The sequence below is a fragment of the Mitsuaria sp. GD03876 genome, assembly GCF_029840635.1.
GTDB lineage: Bacteria > Pseudomonadota > Gammaproteobacteria > Burkholderiales > Burkholderiaceae_C > Roseateles.
Map to the genome: position 1 here is coordinate 192,735 of NZ_JAOCCU010000002.1, position 21,551 is coordinate 214,285.

Annotated in this window: 23 protein-coding genes and 1 pseudogene; 7 read left to right on the forward strand and 17 right to left on the reverse strand. The window is 71.4% G+C overall.

What is annotated here, in order from left to right:
• Positions 1 to 40 precede the first annotated feature (40 nt).
• The gene (locus tag N5D62_RS02360; RefSeq protein ID WP_279755837.1) at positions 41 to 787 is read right to left on the reverse strand and encodes an SDR family oxidoreductase; all 747 of its coding nucleotides are present in this window, start codon (positions 785 to 787) and stop codon (positions 41 to 43) included.
• 118 nt (positions 788 to 905) lie between these two features.
• On the opposite strand from N5D62_RS02360, the gene N5D62_RS02365 reads away from it, so the two are divergent.
• Both N5D62_RS02365 and N5D62_RS02370 read left to right on the forward strand, forming a co-directional pair.
• Complete coding sequence (locus N5D62_RS02365) at positions 906 to 1,835, forward strand: LysR family transcriptional regulator (RefSeq protein WP_279755839.1); 930 nt, start codon at positions 906 to 908, stop codon at positions 1,833 to 1,835.
• A gap of 47 nt (positions 1,836 to 1,882) precedes the next feature.
• Positions 1,883 to 3,127, forward strand: coding sequence for a serine hydrolase (locus tag N5D62_RS02370; RefSeq protein ID WP_279755841.1), 1,245 nt, complete (start codon positions 1,883 to 1,885; stop codon positions 3,125 to 3,127).
• A gap of 94 nt (positions 3,128 to 3,221) precedes the next feature.
• Here N5D62_RS02370 and N5D62_RS02375 read toward each other — a convergent pair whose 3' ends face one another.
• The 6 genes from N5D62_RS02375 to N5D62_RS02400 all read right to left on the reverse strand — a co-directional run bounded on the left by N5D62_RS02375 (position 3,222) and on the right by N5D62_RS02400 (position 9,086).
• Positions 3,222 to 4,145: a hypothetical protein gene (locus tag N5D62_RS02375; RefSeq protein ID WP_279755843.1), complete on the reverse strand. Its 924-nt coding sequence runs from the start codon at positions 4,143 to 4,145 to the stop codon at positions 3,222 to 3,224.
• 128 nt (positions 4,146 to 4,273) lie between these two features.
• The gene (locus N5D62_RS02380; RefSeq protein WP_279755845.1) at positions 4,274 to 5,038 is read right to left on the reverse strand and encodes a hypothetical protein; all 765 of its coding nucleotides are present in this window, start codon (positions 5,036 to 5,038) and stop codon (positions 4,274 to 4,276) included.
• Between the two features lie 116 nt (positions 5,039 to 5,154).
• Positions 5,155 to 6,324, reverse strand: coding sequence for a hypothetical protein (locus N5D62_RS02385; protein ID WP_279755847.1), 1,170 nt, complete (start codon positions 6,322 to 6,324; stop codon positions 5,155 to 5,157).
• 44 nt (positions 6,325 to 6,368) lie between these two features.
• The gene (locus N5D62_RS02390) at positions 6,369 to 7,022 is read right to left on the reverse strand and encodes an AraC family transcriptional regulator (RefSeq protein ID WP_279755850.1); all 654 of its coding nucleotides are present in this window, start codon (positions 7,020 to 7,022) and stop codon (positions 6,369 to 6,371) included.
• A 95-nt stretch (positions 7,023 to 7,117) separates the two neighbouring features.
• Complete coding sequence (locus N5D62_RS02395) at positions 7,118 to 8,635, reverse strand: MFS transporter (protein WP_279755851.1); 1,518 nt, start codon at positions 8,633 to 8,635, stop codon at positions 7,118 to 7,120.
• A gap of 151 nt (positions 8,636 to 8,786) precedes the next feature.
• On the reverse strand, positions 8,787 to 9,086 hold the full coding sequence (locus N5D62_RS02400) for a helix-turn-helix transcriptional regulator (RefSeq protein ID WP_279755934.1): 300 nt from the start codon (positions 9,084 to 9,086) through the stop codon (positions 8,787 to 8,789).
• 175 nt (positions 9,087 to 9,261) lie between these two features.
• Between N5D62_RS02400 and N5D62_RS02405 the strand changes: the two genes are divergently transcribed.
• From N5D62_RS02405 to N5D62_RS02420, 4 genes are read left to right on the forward strand one after another with little or no spacing between them, the layout of a single operon-like run.
• Positions 9,262 to 10,233, forward strand: a complete 972-nt coding sequence (locus N5D62_RS02405; RefSeq protein ID WP_279755852.1) for a zinc-dependent alcohol dehydrogenase family protein — start codon at positions 9,262 to 9,264, stop codon at positions 10,231 to 10,233.
• Positions 10,234 to 10,249: 16 nt separating this feature from the next.
• Entirely contained in the window at positions 10,250 to 10,618 is a 369-nt protein-coding gene (locus N5D62_RS02410) for a glyoxalase superfamily protein (RefSeq protein WP_279755853.1), read from the forward strand.
• 50 nt (positions 10,619 to 10,668) lie between these two features.
• Entirely contained in the window at positions 10,669 to 10,995 is a 327-nt protein-coding gene (locus N5D62_RS02415; protein ID WP_279755854.1) for a hypothetical protein, read from the forward strand.
• A gap of 3 nt (positions 10,996 to 10,998) precedes the next feature.
• Positions 10,999 to 11,304 carry a hypothetical protein gene (locus N5D62_RS02420; RefSeq protein ID WP_279755855.1) on the forward strand — a complete coding sequence of 102 codons (306 nt, stop codon included), beginning with the start codon at positions 10,999 to 11,001 and terminating at the stop codon, positions 11,302 to 11,304.
• A gap of 76 nt (positions 11,305 to 11,380) precedes the next feature.
• Here the strand turns inward: N5D62_RS02420 and N5D62_RS02425 are convergent, their stop codons facing one another.
• Positions 11,381 to 11,797, reverse strand: a complete 417-nt coding sequence (locus N5D62_RS02425; protein ID WP_279755856.1) for a tetratricopeptide repeat protein — start codon at positions 11,795 to 11,797, stop codon at positions 11,381 to 11,383.
• 509 nt (positions 11,798 to 12,306) lie between these two features.
• Positions 12,307 to 12,564, reverse strand: a complete 258-nt coding sequence (locus N5D62_RS02430) for a hypothetical protein (RefSeq protein WP_279755857.1) — start codon at positions 12,562 to 12,564, stop codon at positions 12,307 to 12,309.
• A gap of 19 nt (positions 12,565 to 12,583) precedes the next feature.
• On the opposite strand from N5D62_RS02430, the pseudogene N5D62_RS02435 reads away from it, so the two are divergent.
• Positions 12,584 to 12,691: pseudogene (locus N5D62_RS02435) on the forward strand (agmatine deiminase family protein); the annotation flags it as partial.
• A 19-nt stretch (positions 12,692 to 12,710) separates the two neighbouring features.
• Here N5D62_RS02435 and N5D62_RS02440 read toward each other — a convergent pair.
• The 8 genes from N5D62_RS02440 to N5D62_RS02475 all read right to left on the reverse strand — a co-directional run bounded on the left by N5D62_RS02440 (position 12,711) and on the right by N5D62_RS02475 (position 21,389).
• Positions 12,711 to 14,168 carry a DUF2325 domain-containing protein gene (locus N5D62_RS02440; RefSeq protein WP_279755858.1) on the reverse strand — a complete coding sequence of 486 codons (1,458 nt, stop codon included), beginning with the start codon at positions 14,166 to 14,168 and terminating at the stop codon, positions 12,711 to 12,713.
• A 12-nt stretch (positions 14,169 to 14,180) separates the two neighbouring features.
• Entirely contained in the window at positions 14,181 to 14,936 is a 756-nt protein-coding gene (locus N5D62_RS02445) for an energy transducer TonB (protein WP_279755859.1), read from the reverse strand.
• Positions 14,933 to 15,721 (reverse strand): ATP-binding cassette domain-containing protein, encoded by a 789-nt coding sequence (locus N5D62_RS02450; protein ID WP_279755860.1) that lies wholly within the window; start codon positions 15,719 to 15,721, stop codon positions 14,933 to 14,935. Before N5D62_RS02450 ends, N5D62_RS02445 begins: the two co-directional genes overlap by 4 nt.
• The gene (locus tag N5D62_RS02455) at positions 15,721 to 16,794 is read right to left on the reverse strand and encodes an iron ABC transporter permease (RefSeq protein WP_279755861.1); all 1,074 of its coding nucleotides are present in this window, start codon (positions 16,792 to 16,794) and stop codon (positions 15,721 to 15,723) included. The genes N5D62_RS02450 and N5D62_RS02455 overlap by 1 nt, the downstream gene beginning before the upstream one ends.
• A gap of 22 nt (positions 16,795 to 16,816) precedes the next feature.
• Positions 16,817 to 17,692 carry an ABC transporter substrate-binding protein gene (locus tag N5D62_RS02460; protein ID WP_279755862.1) on the reverse strand — a complete coding sequence of 292 codons (876 nt, stop codon included), beginning with the start codon at positions 17,690 to 17,692 and terminating at the stop codon, positions 16,817 to 16,819.
• Positions 17,686 to 18,780, reverse strand: coding sequence for a ChuX/HutX family heme-like substrate-binding protein (locus tag N5D62_RS02465; protein WP_279755863.1), 1,095 nt, complete (start codon positions 18,778 to 18,780; stop codon positions 17,686 to 17,688). Before N5D62_RS02465 ends, N5D62_RS02460 begins: the two co-directional genes overlap by 7 nt.
• A 16-nt stretch (positions 18,781 to 18,796) precedes the next feature.
• Positions 18,797 to 21,010 carry a TonB-dependent hemoglobin/transferrin/lactoferrin family receptor gene (locus N5D62_RS02470; RefSeq protein WP_279755864.1) on the reverse strand — a complete coding sequence of 738 codons (2,214 nt, stop codon included), beginning with the start codon at positions 21,008 to 21,010 and terminating at the stop codon, positions 18,797 to 18,799.
• A gap of 154 nt (positions 21,011 to 21,164) precedes the next feature.
• Positions 21,165 to 21,389: a hemin uptake protein HemP gene (locus N5D62_RS02475; RefSeq protein WP_279755866.1), complete on the reverse strand. Its 225-nt coding sequence runs from the start codon at positions 21,387 to 21,389 to the stop codon at positions 21,165 to 21,167.
• Positions 21,390 to 21,551 lie beyond the last annotated feature (162 nt).

The following is a 21,551-nucleotide window of genomic DNA, read 5'->3' on the forward strand; positions in this document are numbered from 1 at the left end:
TCGCGCCGACGCGGGGGGCGCCGGCGCGAGGGTCGCTCGCTCAGGCCGCGAAGCCGCCGTCGATCAGCAGGTCCGCGCCGGTGACGAAGGCCGCTTCCGGGCTGGCCAGGTAGGCGACCATGCCCGCGATCTCGTCGGCCTTGGCATGGCGGCGCAGCGCCATCAGGTCGTGCAGGCCGGTGCCGAAGTCGGTGTGGGCGGGGTTCATGTCGGTGTCGACCGGGCCGGGGGCCACGTTGTTGACGGTGATGCCGCGCGGGCCCAGGTCGCGCGCCATGCCCTTGACCAGGCCGATCAGCGCCGACTTGCTCATCGCGTACACCGCGCCGCCCGCGAACGGGATGCGCTGCGCGTTGGTGCTGCCGATGTTGATGATCCGGCCGCCGTCGCCCATGTGCCGGGCCGCCGCCTGCGAGGCGACGAACACCGAGCGCACGTTGACCGCGAGCGTCTGGTCGAGGTCCTCCAGCGAGAAGGACTCGGTCGGGCCGACGCGCAGCACGCCGGCGCTGTTGACCAGGATGTCCAGCCGGCCGAAGCGTTCGGCCACGCCGTCGATGGCGCGGGTCAGCGCGGCGGCGTCGGTGGCGTCGGCCTTGACGGCGATGGCCTTGCCGCCGGCGGCGGCGATCTCCTCGACCAGCGCTTCGGCCGCGATCGCGGAGGCGGCGTAGCCGATGGCGACGGTGGCGCCGTCGCGGGCCAGGCGGCGGGCGGTGGCGGCGCCGATGCCGCGCGAACCGCCGTGGATGAAGGCGACCTTGCCGGTGAAAGTGGTGTTGCTCATGACGTGTTTCCTTTCGGAGAGGGGGTGGTTGATGAGCAGAGTTTGGGCGTCACGACCTGATTCCGGTAGTCGCAAAGCGGCGCGTTCAGCTTCAACCATTGGTATAAGCTGCGCCGCCATGTCGACCGAACTGCGCAGCCACCTCGACGCCTTCATCGCCGCCGCGGACGAGGGCAGCTTCTCCGCCGCGGCGCGGCGCCTCGGGCTCACGCCCGCGGGCGTCAGCAAGAGCGTGGCGCAATTCGAGGCGCGGCTCGGCGTGCGGCTGTTCCAGCGCAGCACGCGGCGGCTGGCGCTGACCACGGACGGCGAGCGGCTGTACGCCCAGGTGCGGCTGCCCTGGAGCGAGATCGGCGACGCGCTGACCGACCTGCGCCAGGGCGCGGGCAAGCCGGCGGGCACGCTGAAGGTGGCGCTGGCCTACACGGTGGGGCGGGAGTACTTCGTCCCGATGATGGGCGAGTTCACGCGCCGTTATCCGGACGTCGTGCCGGACCTGCACTTCGACAACCGGCAGGTGGACCTGATCGCGCAGGGCTTCGATGTCGCCATCGGCGGCGGCATCGAGCTGACCGACGCGCTGATCGCGCGCGAGCTCGCACGGCTGCGCATCGTGCTGGTCGCGTCGCCGGCCTACCTGAAGGCGCATCCGGCGCCGAAGCATCCGTCGGACCTGGCGCGGCATCGTGGGCTGCTGCGGCGCTCGCTGGGCTCGGGCCGGCTGGTGCCGTGGGCGCTCAAGAGCAAGGCCGGCGAGGAGGTGGTGGCCAGCGTGCGGCCGGTGATGGTGCTGGACGACCCGGAGGCGATGGCCCGCGCGGCGGCCAGCGGCATGGGCATCGCGCTGCTGCCGCGGCCGCATGCGCTGCCGCTGCTGGAGCGCGGCGAGCTGGTGCGGGTGCTGTCGGACTGGTCGGCCGATTCGCGGCCGCTGTCGATCTACTTCACCAGCCGGCGGCTGGTGCCGGCGAAGGTGCGGGTGTTCGTCGACTTCGTCGTCGAGGAGTTCCGCGCGCGCGGGCATGCGGGGCGCTTCGGGCAGGGGTGAACCCTCGGACGAACGATTACGCGTGGGTACGCCCCTAGCATCGGGCGATGACCCACCTTCCTTCCCGTCGTCAGCTCCTCGGGCTGGCCGCAGCGGCCGCCACGGCCTCGATCTCCTCCGCGGCCTTCGGCGCAGCATCCCCGATCGCCACGCGCGCCGCCGCGGGCGCGACGCCGCTGCGGCTGTCGCCACGGCGCCTCGAGCAGGCGCTGCGGCGCATGGTGACGTCGGGCCGCGCTGCCGGTGTCTCGGCGGTGGTCTGGCAGGACGGCGCGGAGCGCTGGTTCGGCGCCTTCGGCCAGGCCGACCGCGAGGCGCGGCGGCCGATGGCGCGCGACACGATGGTGCGCCTGTGGTCGATGACCAAGCCGGTGGCGTCGGTGGCGCTGATGCGGCAGTGGGATGCCGGGCGTTTCCGGCTGGACGACCCGCTGGGCCAGTACCTGCCGGAGTTCAAGGCGATGCGCGTGTTGGCCGACGATGGCCGCGGCGAGCGGCCGGCCGAGCGGCCGATCCTCGTGCGCGACATCCTGCGGCACACCTCGGGCCTGACCTACGGCATGCTGGACGGCCCGGCCGATCGCGCGTTCCGGGCCGCGGCGCCGTTCGAGACATCGCGCGACCTGGCCGCGTTCAGCCGCGCGGTGGCGGCGCTGCCGCTGCGCCACGAGCCCGGAACGGCTTGGCACTACGGCACGTCCACCGACATCGTGGCGCGGCTGGTGGAGGTGCTGGCCGACGAGCCCTTCGACGTCCATGTGCGCGAGCGCCTGTTGCGGCCGCTGGGCATGCGGGACACGGACTGGACGCTGCCCGACGCGCGCCGGGATCGCATGGCCGCGACCTACGGGGCCGAGGCGGGCGGGGCGCTGAAGCGCGAGGCGGACATCGATTTCGCCTTCGCCAGCGGCGGGGCCGGGCTGATCGGCCCGATCGACGACTACCTGCGCTTCGCGCGCATGCTGCTGGGCGAGGGCGCGCTGGGCGACACGCGCGTGCTGCGGCCGGCGACGGTGCGGCTGATGATGGCGGATCACCTCGATCCGGCCCTCACCGAGCGCCACTTCCACAGGAGCCCGGGACTGGGCTTCGGGCTGGGCGGCTCGGTGCGCATCGCGCCGCCGGCGGCCGACGAGCCGGCGGGCGCGGTGGGCGAGTTCTCGTGGGGCGGCATGGCCTCGACGCTGTTCTGGGTCGATCCGGCGAACCGGCTGGCGGTGGTGTTCTTCGCCCAGAAGGTGCCGTTCGACGAGGCACTGCATCGCGAGTTGCGGCGCGCCGTCTACGGCTGAGCGCCCGACGCCCGACGCCCGACGCCTGACGCCTGGCACCCGACGCCTGACGCCCGAGCCTGCGGTGTGGCGACGGGCGACGGGCGGGTCTGGACTACCAGAGCTTGTGCTCGGTCTTGGCGAGTCCGCCCTGGGAGTTGAACGGGCGCGCGACGCGGGCGACGGTGCTGTCCATGATGATCTGGGCGGGGTTGATCATCCCGGGATAGCAGTAGTTCGAGACCGAGTAGACGCATTCGAAGCCCAGGGTGAGGGCCCAGCAGTCGACGATGCGCGCGTCGGTGTTCCATTCGACGGAATTGGGCAGCAGGCCGCTGCGGCCGCGCGGTCCGGCGCGGCCGACGACGACGAAGCAATGCTTGGCCATGCCCTTGCCTTCCCAGGAGACGATCTCCAGGCGCGGCCGGGCGGTGCGCATCGGCGTGGTGCCCAGGACGTGGCCGGCGTAGTAGGCATAGGCGGTGCATTCGCCGGCGCGGTTGCGGTTGACGTTCATGAAGGCCTGCTCGAGCGCGGGCGCGTTCCAGGCGGCGGTGGGGTCGACCAGCAGCGGCATGCCGGTCTTGAGGGCGCCGCGTTCGCGGATGGCGTCCTGGCGGCTCTTGGGCAGGGCGGTGTTGACGCACTGGGGGAAGGTGCCGACGTCGTTGCAGGCGTAGTTCCGGCATTGCTCGAGGGTGACGCGCGCGGCGTTGATGAGCGCCATCACGCTGCCGCCGACCGGGGCCGCGGCGACGGTGGCGACGGGGGCCGGCGGGGTGCGGGCGTAGTCGTTGCTGGTGCCCCAGACGACGACCAGCGAGCGCAGCGCGGGGTCGTACTTGGCGAGGCGGCGATCGTTGGGATCGGCGCAATGGCGCTTGGCGGCGGCGACGTCGGCCAGCCGGGTGGCCTGGTTGGTGGGGGTGCGCAGCCAGGCCAGGAGGTTGCGCAGGCTGCTGCGGCTCTCGGTGAACTTGTCGGTGCTGTCCGTGACGTGCGCGATGAACGCGGCGATCTGCTGCGCAGGGGTCATCATGGCTTCGCTCCGTCGCCGTCCTGGATCGGAGGAACGTAGGCGGCGTGTCGGGTGGATTCAAGATCCAAAGTCACTTGCCGATTCGATGGGCCCGCCAGAGGCCGTGCGCCTTGCGATGAGCGCCGCCTTCACACCCCCGGCACGCACACCATCGCGATGCTGGCCCACACGCCGAAGCTGAAGTACGGCGTGAGCCACAGCGCATCGGCCTTCCACGCGTCCCAGCTGCTGCCCGGCACGCGGCGATGCCAGGCGTCGCGCGCGCCTTCGTCCAGGCGCATGTAGACCAGGCCGCTGGCGCGGCCGTGGCGATAGCGCCGGCAGTACATCGGCACGTCCACGCCCAGCACGTACGCGACGAAGGACAGCGAGCCGAAGATGCCGAGCATCGCCAGCGCATGCACCCAGCCCGTGCTGTCCACCGCGACCACGCCCAGCAGGATCGCGATCCACGAGAAGCCCGCGGCCCACAGCGAGGACTCGACCGCCTGGGTGATGTGGTTGAGCGTCAGCACGCTGTGCCAGCAGAAGCCCTGCGCGACGATCATGAACATCGGCACCGACCACGCGGCCCGCTGCACCCACGCATTGCCGACGTGCGCGCCCAGTTGGTGGACCAGCAGCCCGAGCTGCAACGCGAAGCAGATCTCGGCGACGGTGGCCGCGGCGCGGCCCAGGAAGATGCTGGACAGCCGGTGGTCGACGACCACCAGGCGCTCGAGGTCCACGCGGGGGAACAGCGAGCGGTAGGCGCAGACCAGCACGTAGACGCCGGACAGCGCGAGCTGCAGGTGCGCGTGGAAGCCGCTGACCGGCGCGACGTTGAGCACCACCAACCACAGCCCGATGTTGAGCACGGCCAACCCGCGCAGGGCCCGCCACCAGGACAACACCCGGGCATCCGGGCCGACGATCGCTAGCGAAGAAATATGGCGGTTTGATGACATGGCCCCGCCAGCCTAACCGGCTGTCGGCCCCGCGGGAGAACGTCCCTGCGCGTCATCGGGTCTCAAGGGGCTCGAACGGGCCATAGGGCATTCACCGGGCGCTCCAGCACGCGCGAGGCGACGGGATGGAAGACCTCGGGCGCCAGCCGGCCGTCGGCGACGGCCTTGGCGAGCCACTGCTCCAGCGACCCGCCGGTCTCGATCCAGCGATCCTGGCGCAGCAGCCCGTACAGGCCGGCGGCGATCACGTGCATGCCGTCGTCGGCCTTGCGCCAGCGATCGGCGGGATTGCGTCCCACGCCCAGCGCCTCGCTGATCAGCTGGTCGAGGGCCTGGACCAGGTCCTCGTTGAGCATGCCCTTGAGCGTCGTGTAGCCCCAGCGCGGATCGTGGTCGCGCACGATCGTCGTGATCAGCGTGTCGCGCTCGAAGGCGGCGAGGGCGGCGGTCGCGGCCGGGCCCTCCATCGGCACCGGCGGATGGAGCATCTCGTGCGCGGCGATGCGCACGGTGGTCGCTGTGTCGTAGTCGGCCGACTGCAGGAAGGTCTGGCCCTGCACCTTGATGCCGTGCGGCTTGGAGAACTGCAGCAGCACGATCTGGATCTCGGGATCGAAGCGCCGGCCGGTGAGCTTCTCCTGCCAGGTGATCACGTCGAAGCCGGCCAGCGCGCGGCTGACCTCGGCGATGCGGCGGTCCAGGTCGGTGCCGATGCGCTCCTGGCGGAAGGCGGCGAAGCCGGCCTCGCGCATCGCGCCGAGGATCGCGTCGAGCCGGGGCGCCGCGCGATCGAACCAGGCCCAGTCGGACTCGCTCCAGTAGCTGCTGGCCTGGTAGCCCGGGAGGATCAGCGTCTGCCGCGACTGCAGCGCGGTCAGCAGCGTGTCGATCGTCGCGTCGTTGCCGTTGGCCGAGAACAGCACCTGCAGGTTGGGACCGAGCAGGCCGAAGCCGTCCTTCGTCGCCTCGTTCCACAAGCGGCCGACGTCCGCGCGGATCGCCTCGGGCAGCCGGGGCGCGAAGGCGGCGGCATCGTCGGCGTAGAAGTCCAGGTAGAGCTGCGTGCCCGACAGCGGCCCGAGGAAGGCGATCGCGTCGGCGCCCTCGGAGGCGCGCACCTTCCACCGGGTGCGGTTGACCTCGGGCTTGGGCTGGGCGGCCGCGGGCGCGCTGGGCAGGAGGGTGGCGGCCCAGGCGGCCAGGGGCGCGGAGAGGAGGGTTCGGCGTTGCATGGCCCCGATGCTAGGCAGCGCGGGCCGTCCGTTCTTGAACGGACTTAACCCAACAGGCGCTTCGGCGTCAGGCCGGTGAGGGCGACCAGGGCGCGGGTGAGGTGGGCCTGGTCGGCGAAACCGGTTTCGGCCGCGAGCGTCGCCAGCGAGCCCTGCCAGCCGCGCATCTGGCGCAGCGCCTGCATGGCGCGCAGCTCGAGGCGGTAGCGCTTCGGGCTGGTGCCGTAGGCGCGGCGGAAGCCGCGGCTGATCGAGGGTGGCGCGATGCCCATGGCGTCGGCCCACTCGGTGAGGTTGAGCGCCGGATCCGACGCGAGCGCCGCGGCCAGCAGGTCGGGCCAGTCGTCGAGGCGGGCGGTGGAGGGACGGAAGGTCTGGCGCAGCAGCTCGGCGGCCTCCAGGGGATCGCGCTCGGCAAGCCGGGCGATCGCGTCGGGGTCGGCGACGTGGCCCAGCAACTGGCCGAGGTCGCCCGCCGGCACCGGCAAGTTCAGCACCTGGGCGCCGACGCGGAAGAACTCGTTCTGATGGGACTCGTGCTCGGCGTGGAAGACGGCCTGGCCGGCCTCGACGCGCAGGCGGCCGCGATCGCCGGCCTCCACGTAGCCCCCCGCGAGCACGAGCGCGACATAGCCGTGCCGATGGCGGTGGCGGGTCATGCGCTCGAAGGCGGGGTGCAGGGAGATCGCGGACGTCACGGGGAGGCCTCTCACGAGATCGGAATCACGGAGCCGGCGCGAGGCGGGCTACGGAGCGGGGCAGTATCGCCGTCTCCTCACGGACATCCCGTTGGTCAGGCTCCCCGGTGTTCACCCCTGCGTCGCAGGCCGAGATAACCCACCAGCAGCGCCATCACCGCCACGCCCACCCACATGGACACCTGCCAGCCCTCGACGAACGCGCCGCGCGCGGCCGAGAGCAGCCTGGCATCGGCGGTCTGCGGACCGGCCGAGGCCAAGTGCGAGAGCCCCTTGCGCGCCAGCGCCAATCCGGATCCCTGTACGTCGCTCAAGCGCGCGTCGACGGCCCGGCCGTAGCCCGCCGCGAACACCGCGCCCAGCAGCGCGACGCCCAACGCGGTGCCCAGCTCCCGCGTCACGTCGTTGAGCGCCGACGCCACGCCCTGCTTCTCCATCGGCAGCGCCGACGTGATCGCTTCCGTGGCGGGGGCCATCGCCAGGCCCGTGCCCAGTCCCCACAGCAGCATGCCCGGCAGGATCGAGGCATAACCGCCGTCGATGGTGACGAAGTGCGCCATGGCCGCCAGCCCCGCGCCTCCCAGCGCGACGCCGCACGACATCGTCGGCCAGGCGCCGAATCGCCGCGCGGCACGCGGCGCGATCCCGGAGAACAGCATCATCATGAAAGCCATCGGCATCAGCGCCGAGGTCGCGCGCAGTCCGGACCATCCCAGCACGCCTTGGAAGAACGGGAACAGCACGATGAACACGCCGGCCTGGACGCCGAAGAGCACGGTCAGCGTCGCCGATCCCGCGGACAGGCCGCGGTCGCGCAGCACCGCCAGGTCCAGCAGCGGCGCCGGATGTCGCCGCTCCCAGAGCACGAACGCCACCGCGCCCGCGAGGAACACCGCCAGTCCCGACAGGGCCCACGGCGTCCCCCAGCCCTGCTTGGGTCCCTCGTCGAGGGCGAAGCACAGCCCCACGATGCTCACGGCGGAGAGCAGGGCGCCGATCAGGTCGTAGCGCTGCGCGCCCGGACCGGTCGAGTTGGGCACATCGCGCCAGGTCATGACCAGCGAGACCAGCACCAGCGCGACCGGCAACGCGAAGAGCCAGCGCCAGGTCACGAAGTCCACGAGCGCGGCGGACAGGAACATCCCGATCACCCCGCCGCCGCCGGCCACGCCGGTCCAGATGCCGATGGCCTTGGAGCGCTCCTCGGCCGGAAAGACCGCGGTGATGACGGCGAGCGTGATCGGCATGATCAGCGCCGCGCCCACGCCGCTGAGGACGCGCGAAGCCAGCATGAATTCGGTGCTCGTGCTCAGCGCGGCCCCGAGGTTGGCGAGTCCGAACAGCACCAGTCCCCCCAGCAGCGCGGGCTTGCGCCCCCACCGGTCGCCCAGGGCGCCGAGCGGCAGCAGCAAGGCCGCCAGGACCACCGCGTAGCTGTTGATGAGCCACAGCACGTCGCTCTGCGAGGCGTCCAGCGCGAGGGCCATCTGCGGCTGCGCGACGTTCAAGCCGGAGACGGAGGCGATCACCGCCATGAGCGCGAGGCACACGCTCGTCAGGATGCGCCGACGCTGCCGGGCGAGGGCGTCCGAAATCTGATTGTCGTTTGTCATGCAACTCATGATGTTGCATAAAAAGTCGAGCGTCAAGCGATCACGGGTCGCGGCGTGCTCGACGCGTGAGAAACGTCCGCAGCGGCGGACTCGTGGGAATCGGTGTTGGAGGAGGGAGGAGGGCGGCGGGCGCCGAGACGGAAGCGGACGCCTAGAGCTCGCGCGCCAGCCGCTTGGCGATGGCGGCGATCGCGCGTTCGTCGCGCTTGTAGTAGGACCACTTGCCCGCGCGCTTGACGGTCACCACGCCGATGGCGGCGAGGTCCGCGAGGTACTTCGAGGTGGTCGAGAACGCCAGGCCCTGGCCCGCCTGGATCGACGACACGCACACGCCGTCGACCTCGGGATCGCCCTCGTCCTGGGGCGGGAAGCTGCCGGGCGTCTTGAGCTTGCGCAGGATGTCCAGGCGCTGGGCGTTGGACAGCACCACGAGCACGCGAACCAACGGCATTTCTTCGGACATGGGCGGCATCGATCGAGAGGTCGGGCAGTGTAGGTCGCCATTGTCCCGGACGCCGGCAGGGACGAATTCCGTCGACTCGACGTATCGGCAATTGTCGAAATGACAATGGCGCCGCTCCGTTGATGTCGACGGAGCGACCCACACCTCAACTTCGCGAGTTCCCATGAAAGCCATCGTCCTGACCGCCTTCGGCGGCGTCGACAACCTGCAACTGCAAGACATCCCGGTGCCGGACGTCGCGCCCGGCGAACTGCTGGTGCGCGTCCACGCCACGTCCATCAATCCGCTGGACTACCAGATCCGTCGTGGCGACTACCCGGCCTACGTGCCGCTGCCTGCGGTCATCGGACACGACGTGTCCGGCGTGGTGGAGCGCGTGGGCGCTGGCGTGCACGACTTCAGGCCCGGCGACGAGGTCTTCTACACGCCGAAGATCTTCGGGCCGAAGGGCGGCAGCTACGCGGAGTTCAACGTCGTGCCGCAGGAGCTGGTGACGCACAAGCCGCGCAACCTCACGCATGCGGAGGCCGCGTCCACGACGCTGGTCGGCGGCACGGCCTGGGAGGCGCTGGTGTCCCGGGCGCGGCTGCAGCCGGCGGAAACGGTGCTGATCCACGGCGGGGCGGGCGGTGTCGGCTCGATGGCCATCCAGCTGGCGAAGTCGATGGGCGCGCGGGTGCTGACCACCTGCCGGTCAGCGCAGGCCGACTTCGTCCGGTCGCTGGGCGCGGACGAGGCCATCGACTACGAGGCCGGGGACTATGTCGAGCAGGTGGCCGAGCTGACGGGCGCGGGCGGCGTGAACATCGTGCTGGACACCATCGGCGGGCAGACGCTGGAGCGTTCGCCGCAGGTGCTGGCGGACGCGGGGCGGGTGGTGTCGATCGTGGACATCGCCACGCCGCAGAACCTGATGGCCGCCTGGGGCGTGAACGCGGAGTACCACTTCGTCTTCACGCGGCAGAACCGCGGCAAGCTGCTCGCGCTGAAGGCGCTGCTGGAACGCGGGCGCATCCGGCCGGTCATCGGCGCGACCTTCCCGCTGGCGGAGATCGGCGCGGCGCACACCGCGCTGGAACAGGGGACGCACCAGGGGCGGTCGATCCGGGGCAAGGTGGTCATCGAGCTGGGGTGATGCTTAAGATCGCGCGATGAAATTCGCTCGCACCACGCCCATCCTGCGCATGTTCGACGAGGCCAAGGCCCTGGAGTTCTACGTGCGGTTCCTCGGCTTCAAGGTCGATTGGGAGCATCGGTTCGAACCGGGGCTGCCGCTGTATCTGCAGATCTCCCGGGACGGCTGCGTGCTGCATCTCTCGGAACACCACGGCGACGGCTGCCCGGGCGCGGCGATGCGGATCGAGACGGATGACATCGAGGGCTTCCACGCGGAGCTGAGCGCCAAGCAGTACGGCTACGCGCGACCGGGGCTGGAAGACACGCCGTGGGGCTCCAAGGATGTCTGCGTGACCGACCCGTTCGGGAATCGGTTGACGTTCACGAATGCGATCAGCACCTGAACCCGAAGGGACCTCGACGCGCGACGTCGAGGTCCCTTCGCGCAACGCCAATGACCATCAATCCTCAAGAGGAATCGCCGGCGATCGATCGGGCCTGCGAGAACACCGCAGCCATCGAGACTCCCGTCGTTCGGCTCACCGGGTGGAACAAGGGCGCGTTGACCGTGTCTGCGATCCAGGCGGTTCGCCGGCATTCGTCTCTTGGCCTGTCATCAGCAAAGCAATTGGTCGAGGCTTGCCTGGATGGCGAGCGGCCTGTCGTCCTGACACGGTCCTTGGAAACGGCCAAGGCGATGGCGTCGGAACTGGCGTCGTTTGGGTTCCAGGCAGAAGTCTGCGATGCGGTCGAAGAACGCCTCGGTCCGGCGGAGGGATGAGGGATGCCGAAGTCTCTTGAACTCAGGGAACTTGAAGCCTTGGTTGAGGCGGCGCTTCAGCGCTGTACGCCGGACCAGAGGGACGCGTTCTCGCGCTACCGCGTTCCCTTCTACGAAGTGCCCATTCGTCGAGGCGATGCCTTGGAACGGGTCCATGTCGTCGCCCATCTGCCGCTCGGCCTGCTGTACTACGAAGACGTGGAAGAAGGCTTCGAGGTGTCGACGTTGGCGGCCGACGGCGCGATTGCCGAGCCCGGCGCCAATCAATTCGACCTCCGCCACATCCTTTTCCAGATGGGCCATCGGTAAGGGCGGAGGCGGGTCGTCGACGCTGCCGTGCGAGCTTCGAGAAGTCACCTCGGCCGGACCAGATCGGCGTCACACGTCATTCGTTGACGGATGGACTGGGCGGCACCTGCGCCGAGGCCGCCTCTTCAGCGGCCGCCTGACGCGCCCGCGCCCGTCGCTTGAGGAAGACCTCGATCTCCTTGATCGACTGCAGGTCGCCTCGTTCACGGGCGGCTTCCAGGCCGTGATGCCAGACGACCTCGGCCTCATCCCCGCGGTCCAGCCGCTCCAGCGCCTTGCCGAGCAGCTTCCAGGCGGCGGAGTAGCTCGGATCCTGCCGGGTGGCCTCCCGCAAGTGGCCTTCGGCCGCTGCGAACTGCTCTTCGCGCAGGAGCGCCTGGCCCAGGCCGTAGCGCAGCATGGCGCCGTCGCGGCCGCTCGCCAGCAAGCGCTCCAGGTTGGCTCGCAGGCTCTGGGTGGTGGGAATCGTGGGATTGCCTTGATGGGTCGTCATGGGGAGATTTCACCTCTGATTGATTCACCTCACCGGCGCCCCTGCTTGAATCTCGCGTTTCCAGTCATCCGCATCGGCCCGGCGAACGTAGAACGAGGGTCCAGACTTCGGGACCGCATGATGCGCCGCAGCGAAATGTCCTTCAGGCGATGGCGGGAGGCTGAGTTCCAGGCTCACCGCCTTCAGGAGGCGCTCGCCGGAGCAGGCGGCGCCAGCCGGGAGACGTTGGCACAACTGGTGGCCCACAGGGCCGTGGCGGCCATGCTGCTGCGCGAGTACCTGCGCGACACCGCGTCCGACGCCGCGGCGAGCCGGCCCGCCGAGCTCAGGGGAACAGGGCCGGCCTTCCAGTAGGGGCAACGGGAAGCGCGGCGCTAGCGGGCCGCCGTCAACACCCTGTCGACCACGACATCGAGCCAGCCATCGTTCGCCACCGCCTCCGACCGCGCGGCATCGTGGCCCACCTGAAGGGCGATCTCCGCGTCGCGACCGTGCGCAAGCGCCTCGGGTCAGCCCGTCTTGATGAGCTTGACCCCGATCACCGCGCTGCCCAGGCCAATCGCGAACCACAGCGCCGCAAGCACCCGTTGACCGCCTTCTTCTCCCAGCAGTTCGGCTGCGATGAGCGAGAGCCCGCAAAGGGCTCGGCAGGAAAGGCCTGACGGCGGGCGTCCATCCGCCACCAACAACTGACGACCAGCGTCAGCCATCACGACGATGCCAACGGCAAGTGCCAACCAAGCGAACCATTTGATGCCACGAGTCATCGAGCGATGGTAAGGGGAGGTGCTTCGCGAGCTGTTTCCGACGCGCGAGATCGTGCAGCTGAACATCGACGCGATCGCCGCGGGCGGCGGCGGCATCCACTGCACGACGCAGCAGCAGCCCGCGTGAGGCGCAACGGTCCGATCGCTCAGCCCTGCTGACCGGCTTGAACGATCCCGGCTTCCCCGGCCTCGTTCCCCTCCAGCGACCCCAGCGCCCGCCGCAAGCTGCTCGCGCTCGGCTTGTCGACGAACACGCATTGCTTGTTGTGCCGCTTGCAGTGGTCCTTCACCCGCCAGTACGCGTCGTGGCTGATGCATCCCGTCTGGCAGATCACCAGGTCCGCCGCGGCCAGGCTCGCGTCGAGCTTGGCCACCGCGTCCTCCTCCCCGCCGTCGTGATGCAGGAACCGTCCGCCCGTGCGCTCGATCAACTGGCGATAGATCGGCACCACCGCCGGCCGTCCGCCGACGCACAGCACCGAGCGCTCGTCCAGTGACGGCAGCGCCGGCTCGATGGCCAGGGGCGCTTCCGCCTGGCGCGCGCTCTCCGCGTACTGCGCGAGCTGGCGCTCCATCTGCGACAGCGTCTGCTGCAGCTCATCCGCGCGTCGCTGCTCCCGCTCCGCCTGCTGCCGAGCGGCCAGCAGCGCGCGTTTCAGCTGATGCAGCCGTTCCTGCTGCGTCTGCAGCTGCCGCGCCTGCTCATGCCGATGCCGCAAGCCGGGAATGCTTTCCTCGAGTTGCTGCATCTCCTCCCGCAACCCGGCCGTCAGCGTGTCGCGCGCCATCAGCTCGCCGCGCAGCCGCAGGCACTCCGCCTGCGACGCCTCCAGCGCCTGCGCCCGCTCCGCCAGCAGCCGCGTGCTGCGCGATTGCGCCTGCGCCAGCTCGCGCGCCAGCACCGCGTTCTCGTCGTGCAGTTCATCGAGCCGCTGCAGGTCGGCCCGGTTGGCCGAGCCCACCTGGTGCTGCAGCATGTGGATGTCGCGCAGCACCTGCTCCTGCAGCGCCGCGTCGCAGCGCGCGTGCGTCAGCGCGCCCCACAGCGCGCCGCCGACGTCGTTGCCCTGCTGCGCCGCGTTCCACCAGCGCGTCAGCGCCTCGGCCGTCTTGTGCTGCGACGACTGCCGCAGCGCGATCGCATAGCGCTGGTCCAGCTCCTTCTGCAGCATCTCCGACACCGCACCGCGACGCGCGCATTCGTTGATCGCGCCGCAGTGCATCTCGTAGTCGTTGGTCAGCGTCTGACCGCCGAGCACCTTGCCCAGCTTGCGCCGCAGCACCGGCATCGGCAGGCACACGCCGATCACCGGGCACAGCGCCTGCGACGGCAGTTCCCACAGCCGGCGCCGCCGCGAGCCGCGCGGCACCGGCGTCTCGTCCGAGGCCGAGGACGGCGCCTCGCCGCGCGCCAGCGCCTGGGCCAGCGGCAGCCCCGCCACCGCGGCCGGCACCGCGTCGCCTTCCTGCAGGAAGACACCGCCGCCGGTCACCGCGCCCGCGGCGGACCCGAGCAGCGGGAAGTCGCCGCTGGAGCCCGCGGGGCCGGCGTCCGGCCGGGCCAGCAGGTTCAGGAGCGAGAGGGAAGAGGGCTTGTCGCACATGGCGTGGACTCCTTACTGCAGGGTGGACGGCTGGAGCGCGAAACGCACCGGGTACTCGACCCAGCTGACCAGGCGCTGGTCGCCGCGCCGGGCCGGGATGTAGGGACAGGACTCGGCCACGCGCCGCGCGGCCTCGTCCAGCAGCCGCCAGCCGCTGCCGCCGGCCACCACGACTTCCGCCGCGCGGCCCTCGGCATCGACCTTCACCCGCAGCAAGACCTGACCCTGGATGCCGCGCTCGCGCAGCATCGCCGGGTAGTGGTGCGTGGTCTGGCGCTCGCTGCACAGGCGGTGATCGGCCGGCAGGCCGGCCGGCGTTTCCGAAGGGACCGGCACGGGCGGCGGCGGCATCGTCGTCGCCGCGACGGCCGTGACCGCGGCCACCGCCACGGGACGCGGCGCGGTCGCCGAACTGAGCTCGGCGGCGATCGCCGGCGCGGACGCGCCTGGCGGGTCGAATCGCAAGGGCGTCGTCGCGACGGACACCGGCGGCGTCGCCTCGATCTGCACCGTCGGCGGCGGGATGTCGGGGACCGGCGGCGCGGACAGCATCGCGCGCGGCAGTTCCACCGGCACCGGCGTGGTCGTCGGCGCCGGCGCGGCCGAGGACGGCAGCAGGCGCGCGCTGATCGTCAGCGGGATCGCCGCCTTCGGCCGCGGCGCGAAGGCGCTGGCCAGCGCCAGCAGCAGCGCCGCGTGGACCGCGGCGGTCACCGCCCAGCCGCGCCAGCGCGGGCGGTCATGCAGCCGCAGGGTCAATGCGCTCATGCGCGCGCTCCCACGCGTGTCGTGAGCCGCGGCAGGACCGCGAGGCCGTGTTCGTCCTCGAGCAGCCGCAACGGCGTGTCGTAGAGCTGTTCCAGCAGCGGCAGCGCCGCGGGCACCGCGTCGCAGTCGGCCAGCATCCGGCCGGCCTTCATCAGCCACAGGCGCTCGAAGTGGTTCATCGCCAGGTTCAGGTCGTGCAGCACCGCGACCAGCGCATGCCCGCGCGCCGCAGCGAACTCGGACATCGCCGCCATCAGCGAGACGCTCAGTCCCGGATCGAGCGCCGCTACCGGCTCGTCGACCAGCAGCAGGCCGTCGCGCGCGTCCCAGGCCTGCGCGAACACCCGCGCCAGCTGCACGCGGGCCTGCTCGCCGCCCGACAGGGTGTCGAAACGCCGGCCGAGCAGATGCCCGGCCTGGGCTTGCGCCAGCGCCTCGCGCACGATCGTGTCCTGCTGACCGTCGCCCTGGCGCGCGACGCGGCCCAGCGCGACCACCAGCTCCACCGGCAGCCCGAAGGCGACGCCATGTTGCTGCGGCAGAACCGCGCGCCGGCGCGCCAATGCCGCCGGCGACCAGGTCTCCAGCGGCTGGCCGTCGAATCGAATCGTGCCGGCGGCCGGCCGCAGCTCGCGCGCGACGAGCCGCAGCAGCGTCGACTTGCCCGCGCCGCTCGGGCCGAGGATCGCGATGCGCTCGCCCGCGTCGACGCGCAGCGTCACCGGGCCGATCGCGGCGCCGCCCAGCGTGACCCGCAGGTCCTGCAGGCTCAGCAGCGCCGGCATCACGCGCTCCCCAGGCGGCGCACCGCGCCGCGCAGCAGGAACAGGAACCACGGCGCGCCGATCAGCGCGCTGAACACGCCGACCGGGATCTCCGCCGGCACCGCCAGCGTCCGCGCGAAGGTGTCCGCGATCACCAGCAGCAGCGCGCCGGCGAGCATCGCGCTGGGCAGCACGCGGCGCTGATCCGCGTCGACCAGCTGGCGCGCCAGGTGCGGCGCCATCAGGCCGATGAAGGCGATGTTCCCGCACCAGGCGACCGCCAGCGCCGACAGCAGCGCGACCATCGTGATGCACTGCCAGCGCAGCCGCTCGACGTCGATGCCGACGTGGGCCGCCGCCGCCTCGCCCAGCGCCAGCGCGTTCAGGCGCGGCGCCACGCGCAGCGCGACGGCGCCCAGCACCAGCAGCGCGCCGCCCATCGCCGCGGCCATGATCCAGTTGGCGCCGGCCAGCGAGCCCAGCGTCCAGAAGTTGATCGCGCGCAGCTGCTCGTCGTTGGCGATGAAGCTGCACAGGCCGACGATCGCGAAGGTCATGGCCTGCAGCGCCAGCCCGCACAGCAGCAGCGCCGCGATCGAGCCCGGCGCCAGCCAGCGCGACAACCGGTCCAGCGAGAAACACACCGCCAGCGCGCCGCCGAAACCGACCAGCGGCAGCAGCCACAGGCGCGCCTCGGCGGGCAGCGCCGCGTGCAGGCCGGCGAAGACGGTCAGCGTCAGCGCCACCGCCGCGGCCGCGCCGCTGGTGACGCCCAGCAGGCTGGGCTCCGCCATCGGATTGCGGAACAGCGCCTGGCTGAGCGCGCCGGCCAGGCCCAGCGCCGCGCCCACCGCCAGCGTCAGCCCGATGCGCGGCAGCCGCAGCTGCCACAGCACATGCGCGCCGCCGGTCTTGGCCGCGTCGCTCCACGGCCCGTTGAGCCAGTCCGCCGCCGCGATCGGCACCGCGCCGAACTGCACGGCCACGATCACCGTCAGCGCCAGCGCGACGGCCAGCAGCAGCGGCCGCGGCCAGGCCCGCCGCGCCGTCGCGAGCGCGACCGGCGGGGGCAGGGCGGAACCGAGCGTGCTCATCGCCGTGTCCGTCGAGCGGCGTTCACGCCGTCTTGCCCGCCGGCGCATGCAGACCCTGCGCCAGCGTGGCCAGCGCCCGCGGCGCGCGCGGCCCGAAACCGAGCAGCTCCATCGTCTCCATGACGAGGACGCGCCGCTGCTGGCCGGCCGGCGTCTGCGCCAGGCCCGGCAGCTTGAGCAGGCCGTCGACGCCGCCGCTGGCCTCGACACCCTGCGTCGTCGCCAGGATCACGTCGGGCGCCGCGGCGATCGCCGCCTCGGGCGACAGCATCTTGTAGCCCTGCGCGTCGGCCAGCGCATTGGTCCCGCCGGCGTAGACGATCATCGCGTCCGCGCCGGTGGCCGAGCCCGCGATGCGCGCCTGGTTCGCGGCGTTGGACAGCACGAACAGCACGCGCGGCGCGCGGTGGCCGGCGGCCAGCGTCGTCACCCGCGCGCGGCTGGCGGCCCATTCGGCCTGCAGCTTCTGCGCGAGCGCCGCGGCCTGCGCCTCGCGGCCCAGCAGCTCGCCCAGGCGCCTGGTGCGCTCGAGCACGCCTTCGAAATGAAACTCGGAGCGCAGCACGTGAAGCGGCACCTTGGCCGCCTCCAGCTGGCGCAGCACCGGCGGCGGGCCGGCCTCCTCGGTGGCGACGACCAGCGTCGGCGCCAGCGACAGCAGGCCTTCGGCGGCCAGCGTGCGCGCGTAGCCGACGTTGGGCAGCTTCGTCGCCGCGGCCGGGTACAGCGAGGTGCTGTCCACGCCCACCAGCTCGCCTTGCGCGCCGAGCTCGTAGATCAGCTCGGTCAGCGCGCCGCCGATGCTGATGATCCGGCGCGGCGCGGCCGAGGCGCGGCCGCCGACGCCCATCAGCGCCGCGGCCGGCACGATCGACAGGACCTGGCGCCGGCTCAGCACGGCACCGCCTCCGGCGAGCCCTCGACCAGGCTTTCCAGCAGGTTGCGCCAGTCGCAGCGCTCGGCCTGGCCGGGCTTGCGTTCGCCGAACAGCATCGCGATCGTGCGGCCCTGCGCGTCGAACAGCTCCAGCGAGCAGACCAGCCCGTCGACCGTTGGCTTGCGCACCAGCCAGGCGCTGGCGATGTGGTCCTCGCGCAGGTGCAGGTTGAAGCCTGCGTCCAGCACGTTGATCCACGGGCCCATCATCGCGACCTTGTGCACCGGGCCGCCGTGGATCTGGATCATCCCGGGGTTGCCGACGAAGACCATGATGGACACGCCTTCCTGCGCGGCCCGGCTCAGCAGCTCCTGCGCGCTGGACAGCGGCAGCGGCTGCGCGAAGCGCGGGTCGGCGAGGCGCAGCGCCTGCGTGCGGCTCAGGCCGTGGCGCTTGAGCAGGCCGAAGAAGTCGTGCGTGTCGCGCAGCGACGCCCATTCGTTGCGGAAGGCCGCGACGTCGACGCCGGCGTCCGGCGCCTCGGCCGGCTCCCGCCACGCGTCGCCGGGCTCGAAGCCGGGCTGCTGGTCCTCGGCCAGGAAGCGCTCGACCAGCGCCTCGTAGGCCGGCAGGTCGCTGTCGGGCCGCAGGAAGACCTTGTGGATGGCCTGGCCCGCGGCGTCGAAGAACTGCAGGCTGCGCTGCTCGGCGCCGTCGGACAGCCGCTCCACCACGGCGAAGCCATGGCGCCAGTGGCTGTAGAACACGCGCAGGTCGATCGCGCCGCCCAGCACCAGCCCCACCAGCCGCTGCGGTCCCTGCGCGCTGACGTCGCGGTAGACGCCGACCTTCTCGTGCACGCAGGACTCGTTGCGGGTCAGCGCCATCAGCGGGCCCAGCGGCTCCAGCGACGCGACCAGGTCCTGCCAGTCGGCGCGCAGGCGGCGCGCGCGCAGCGGGGACTCGGCGTCGGCGAAGGGGCCGGCGTGGGCGGCCAGCAACTCGCCCTCGGAGATGCTCAGGGCGCTGGCGATGTCGCGGTGGCGGGCCTTGCGCTCCTGGCGCGCGGTCGCGAAGGCCTGTCGCAGGGCGGTGAAGCTGGCATGCATGGGTCGGAACTCCTGGTCAGAAATCGGCGCGCACCGACACCTGCAGGGCGCGGCCGGGGGCGGTGAAGGCGTCGACGACGGCCAGGCCGGCCGGCGTGCTCGCCGCGCCCTGGACATCGCTCCAGCGCCAGTACTTCTTGTCGAAGACGTTGGTGACGTAGGCCGCGACGGTCCAGGTCTGGGACAGGCGGTAGCTGCCGCCCGCGTCGACGACGTCGTACTTGCTCGGCGCGTACTGCGTCGTGCGCGGCGCGACGTAGATGTCGGACGACTTCTTGCCCGAGCTGTGCACCCAGCTGGCGTTGGCCGTCCACGGGCCCGACTCGTAGCGCACGCCGAGCTGGCCGCGCAGCGGCTGCACGCTGTTCAGCGGACGCTTCTCGCCGTTGAAGTAGCTGTGGCCGCGCGACTTGGCGACCGACGCGTTGACGCTCAGCCCGGAGGTGACGTTCCAGACCGCGCGCGCCTCGACGCCCTTGATGCGGGCCTGCGCCAGGTTGACGAACTGGTAGATCGCCGGGTCCACGTTCGGGCGGAAGGTGCCGCCGACCTGCTCCTGCGAGATGAAGTCGCGGTAGCGGTTGTCGTAGGCGCTCAGCTGCCAGCGCAGCACCTCGTCGAAGCGGCCGCGCAGGCCCAGCTCCCAGCTGGTGGAGTGCTCCGGCTTCAGGTCGGGATTGGCGATGCTCTTGTAGCCCTGCGCCGGGTTCTCGAAGCCGTTGTTGACCTGGTCCGGCGCCGGCGCGCGGAAGCCCTGCGCCCATTGCACGTAGGGCTGCAGCGTCGGCAGCGCGCGCCAGATCACGCCCACGCGCGGCGTCACGGCGTTGTCGCTCAGCGGCACCGCGGCGCCGCTGTAGCCGCCCGCCTTGGGCTTGAGGCGGTAGCTCTCGAAGCGCAGCGCGGGGATGACGGTGAAGTCGCCCGCCTCGATCTCGTCCTGCACGAAGGCGCCGGCCAGCGTGTAGGTGGTGTCGGGGAAGGGCTTGCTCGGGAAGGTCTCGCCCACCGGCGGCACCGTGCCGTTGCGCACGCCCTCGATGGTGTTGCGGCTCAGGTCGATGCCGTAGCTCAGGCGCTGGTTGGCCAGCTGCGTCTGCGCCTGCGAGCTCAGGCCGATCACGCGTTCCTTGTAGGTGCCCAGCCGCGTGCGGTCGACCGCGTTGTTGCGATCCTCTTCCGAGGCCTGGCGGGTCTCGCTGTCCTGCACGTAGAGGTGGGTCGTGGCCTGCTGCAGCCAGACCGCGTTCAGGTCCTCGTAGCGGTGCTCCAGCGAGAAGCGCGTGCGGTCGAGCTTGTCGCGGGCGGTCAGCGCGGCCGTCGTCGGCGCCGTGGCGCTCAGCGGCGGCGCGGTCACCGCCGACAGCACGTCGGTGTCGGTCTTGCGCTGGCGGTACTCCAGCGTGCCCATCAGCCGGTGGTTCGCGTTGACGCGGTACCCCAGCTTGGCCATCACGCTGTTGGTGTCGATGTCGGTCGGATTGGCCTTGGTGCGGTTGGCGTTGGGCGAGCCGTTGTCGCCTTGCGTGCGGGTCTCGTGGCCGCGGCGCACGCTGGCCTGCACCAGCGCGCTCCAGTCGCCGGAGCCGAACGCGACCGTGCCGCTGGCGGTCTTCGAATGGTCCATCGTCGCCAGGCCGAGCTTGGCGCTGCCGGCGAAGGTCTTGCCGTTGACCAGCAGGTCCTCGGGCGACAGGGTGCGCAGGCTCAGCGCGCCGGCCAGGCCGTCGCTGCCGTAGGAGGTCGAGGTCGGGCCGCGCAGGACTTCCAGGCCCGCCAGGCTGTCCAGGTCGACGAAATCGGCCCGGCCGCTGGAGAACGCGCCGAAGGCGTAGGCCTGCGGCAGCCGGATGCCGTCCACCATCATCAGCACGCGGTTGCCCTCGAGCCCGCGGATGTTGATGCCCTCGTTGCCGGCGCGGCCGATCGAGCCGCCCGCGGCGGTGAAGCGCGGCGTCGGCGCGCTGACGCTGAGGTCGACCTCGTCGGCCAGCAGGTCCTTCAGGTCGCGCGCGTCGCGGCGCTCGAGCTGCTTGCGGTTCTTGACGGTGACCGTGTTGGGCACCGCGTCGACGGAACGTTCGGTCCGGGTCGCGGAGACGGTCAGTTCGCCGAGCTGCTGGGGCTTGTCGGCGGTGGCGGGGTTCGTGGAAGCCGGGGTCGTCTGGGCGAAAGCCAGCGGGAATGCCAACGACAGGGCGAGCGCGACGGGCGTCGGGCGCAGTTGCATGGTGTCGAAATCCTTGTAGTTCTTGGATCTCGCACGGGCTGGCTCGACGCGGGCTGGTGCGGGCGGTCCTCTCGGACGGCCGGGGTTCGGAGAAAAGGGAAACCGCGATGGCGCGAACGGCGGACCGGTCCTCGGCCGGCCGCCGCCCGGCGCATCACTTGGTCAGGATGAGCTTGCCCAGCGAGGTCACGCGCAACCGGTAGAGCTGGCCGGCGTGCTCGATCTCGACCTCGCGGTCGTTGCCCATCAGGGCCTGGCTGCTGATGCGACGACGCTGGATCAGCGGAACCGCTTCGCGCGGCGATCCTGCGGCGACCCGCGCGCCTTCCAGCGCGACGGCTTGCAGGGCCTCGATGGGGGGGTGGTGGTGGGCGTTCATGCATCGCATCTTAATGAGAACGATTCGCAATAGCAACCGAGAATCGTCGCGATTGACGTTTTCTTGATCGATCGGTGTTCACGCGGGGAACCAAAAGCGTCTGCGAACGCTTCGCAACCAGAGCGCCGACGGCGGGTCTTGTCCCCATTCACCGTAGGGATG